The sequence below is a fragment of the Microbulbifer okhotskensis genome, from assembly GCF_023895975.1.
GTDB lineage: Bacteria > Pseudomonadota > Gammaproteobacteria > Pseudomonadales > Cellvibrionaceae > Microbulbifer > Microbulbifer okhotskensis.
In genome coordinates, this window is sequence record NZ_JALBWM010000224.1 from 1 (window position 1) to 2,901 (window position 2,901).

Below are 2,901 nucleotides of genomic sequence, written 5' to 3' on the forward strand. Positions count from 1 at the left end.
AGTTGCCATTCGCTAGTAGTTAGCATTTAATGGAATCCATTAAACGGTGATCTTCTTACAGGGGACTTTCACCCCATTAGTCCACGCCCATGCTGGGCGTACCAAGTGGCGGCACAATCGCCACACTTCGTGTGGCTGGACAAAGCACTGCGCGCTTTGCCTGTGCGCCAGGCGTTAGCACCCAATACGAACTATGAACATTGTAGATATAATAGAGAAAAGAGATTGTGGTGAGCTTAGAGTCAACTTCTCACCAAATTGGAATTATCCCATTACTACACTTCTAAGTGGTTTCGGGCTTTTCCCGAACGAGCAGAATCTCATAGAGGTAGAAATTGATATGGCCCGCGAGATAGTAGAAGCAATACTGTGGCGCGACCTTGCACATAGTGGTGAGATTATGCCAAGGGAAGAAGCAAAGAAATATTCGGAGTATTTGATTTATTCTGTAGCGCCTGCTGAATCCACTTTTTATACAAACGCAGAGTGGCACAAGTACCACGGCACAAGCTCTTTTGGCTTAAGTCCTTTTACTGGCTCTACATTCGATGGCGGTATTTTATGTGTAGGGAAAAACTCAGCAATGTGTATATGGGTCGAAGATGAAGACTAGTGCTAACAAGTCAAAGCACGCGGGCTTGGTAAATTTGTCATCTTTTTTTCCAAAAAAGCCGCCAAATTTACCAAGCCCGTGTTTGAGGCGTTAGGTGGAGTCATGGAATTTCTGTTCAACTGGCCGGTAAGCGCATGAGACAATCACGAATCTTGCTGATAAACATACTTCTTACTGGCGCTTTCTACGTAGCTGGCTTCGTAGCGTTGGGCGATTCGTATCCAACAATCGAGTCAAGCGGAGAAGAGATTGTAGATTGGCTCAGCGCAAATGGTACAAGCGCTCGACTGTATGCATGGACGGCCGCATTTTTTTCACTTGGGCTCGCTATATTTGGCGGCCAAATTTCTACTCTGCTTCCACATCCACATCGGTATATATTTTTGGCTGGTGTTCTTGGTTTCGCGATTACCGCGCAGGTTCAGGCTTGGTTCTGGGCAGGATTAGCATTTCATCCAGAAGGGCTAGATCCAGCGGTCGCTCGCACACTCTTCGGCATGGCTACATATTGGGGGCCGCTGGTGAACGGATCTACAACCGCTATGGCGGTGGCAGTTGGCGCGCTAGGGTTCGGCGCATCACCGATAATTCCTCGCTGGCTTACTTGGATTAGCGCCATATTCTTTGTCGAGCAGGCGCTGGAGACGATCACTATATTTGGACAAACGGGCTTCATAGCACCGGGGGGAAGCATGAATATTTATCTTGGGGGTCTTATCGGGTTCCTATGGGTCGCTGGGGTGGTTCGTTGGGCTATTTCACGAATGAATGAATCCGCATAACTTTCTTCAAGGAGTTGTCGTGGCGAAGCCACCTAAATCGGGTAGCCGGTAGTTTTTACCTACCGGCCCCCCCACCACCCATCGTGCGGGTCCGCAATGGGTGGTTCCCTATCCGTAATGAATTTCTAACCAACGATCACGTAACGAAATCAGTGTCGAGCAGCTCTTCATTTGAGTTGAGTGTCATGGCAGTGCGCTACCTCAATTTTATCCGACTGGAAACCTATCGGTAGGCTAGCCCTGTCTTCTAACTCGTGGATCTTGGGTTCAGACCTTCATCCTGCCCAAGGTATTAATCTTGGCATTTGGCTACTATGCCGTCGGCTGACTTCTGTTTAATTACCTCAGCCATTACTGACCGAGGCGCTGCTGTGTCCCACCACTTTTTTCTATCCCCGCGATGGTGGCTAGCGGGCTGGGCCTATTTATGAGTCAGCGGCCATGCTGACAACTTCATAGCAGCAAGTTAAACAGACCTCCCCAGATAAGAACGTGAACTTTCACTACACAACTGCATCATTGACTCTACCCATTAGATCACTTGGCTTCGGTGTCATTGGCCACCTCGCCTCCTGGCTAAGCCTTATAGGATGTTTCTGTTCGTCAGCTCGTAGTTTTGCTAGCGGCTTCCTCCCCACAAGACCTCACGGTGTTGCAGTTGCCATTCGCTAGTAGTTAGCATCTAATGGAATCTATTAAACAGTGATCTTCCTACAGGGGACTTTCACCCCATTAGTTCACGCCCATGCTGGGCGTACCAAGTTTATCAACCATCGCCACTTCGTGGCTGGACAGCCTAAAGTGCGTTTCGCGCACTGGCTGCCGGTTATAAAGACGTTATAAGTCCTGATGAGCAAATGCCCAAAATGCAAAGATCTGGCAGTAGAAATAAAGATGCTCACTTTTTCAAGTAGATTGCATTGCATTAATTACTTTTTCCAGTATGAGTACACGTTATTGTCTAAGTGGTTGCTGGCATTTTCCTGGGGGTTTATGCCTGGCCTTGCTATCTATATGGGATTACTTCTTCAAAATTGGATAGTATTCGGCACTACGTTGCTTGTTGTACCATTTTTGATGGAGCTTATTTTTGCAACACATTTCCCACTAAAACCAGTTGGAATTAGAACTTTAAGAGAAAAAATCCGTGGGAAAATCATACAAAAATAGACAAATTCGTCCGCAGAAATCGAGGATTAGACTCGCTATCGCTAGCTTTTGCTACCGATATTATGCAATTGGAGACTGCTCAGGAAAGAGCAAGATCCACTATCTGAGCAGTAATTAGGCATTCAAATTTGAAACCATGGATAAAATTTGGGAGCATAGTAAAGTTTGCCGAAATTTTAGTTCGGTGATGTCTGTTAAATAGCAGTTCCCCCCCCATTTTCTGACTTGCTTTATATTCCGAATGAACATAGAAGATATACACAATAAAACCAAGTCATTGAGAGCAATACTTCGGACAGTTTTAGGGGGCGAAATAGGTAGGAACCACGGCCAGAT

General features: G+C 46.5%; 3 protein-coding genes. All 3 read left to right on the forward strand.

The window, feature by feature from the left end; translation table 11 throughout:
* Window positions 1-193 precede the first annotated feature (193 nt).
* The 3 genes from MO867_RS21355 to MO867_RS21365 all read left to right on the forward strand — a co-directional run bounded on the left by MO867_RS21355 (window position 194) and on the right by MO867_RS21365 (window position 2,565).
* Window positions 194-613 carry a hypothetical protein gene (locus MO867_RS21355; RefSeq protein WP_252472903.1) on the forward strand — a complete coding sequence of 140 codons (420 nt, stop codon included), beginning with the start codon at window positions 194-196 and terminating at the stop codon, window positions 611-613.
* Between the two features lie 134 nt (window positions 614-747).
* On the forward strand, window positions 748-1,395 hold the full coding sequence (locus MO867_RS21360) for a hypothetical protein (RefSeq protein ID WP_252472904.1): 648 nt from the start codon (window positions 748-750) through the stop codon (window positions 1,393-1,395).
* A 957-nt stretch (window positions 1,396-2,352) separates the two neighbouring features.
* Complete coding sequence (locus tag MO867_RS21365) at window positions 2,353-2,565, forward strand: hypothetical protein (RefSeq protein ID WP_252472905.1); 213 nt, start codon at window positions 2,353-2,355, stop codon at window positions 2,563-2,565.
* The last annotated feature ends 336 nt before the right edge of the window (window positions 2,566-2,901 follow it).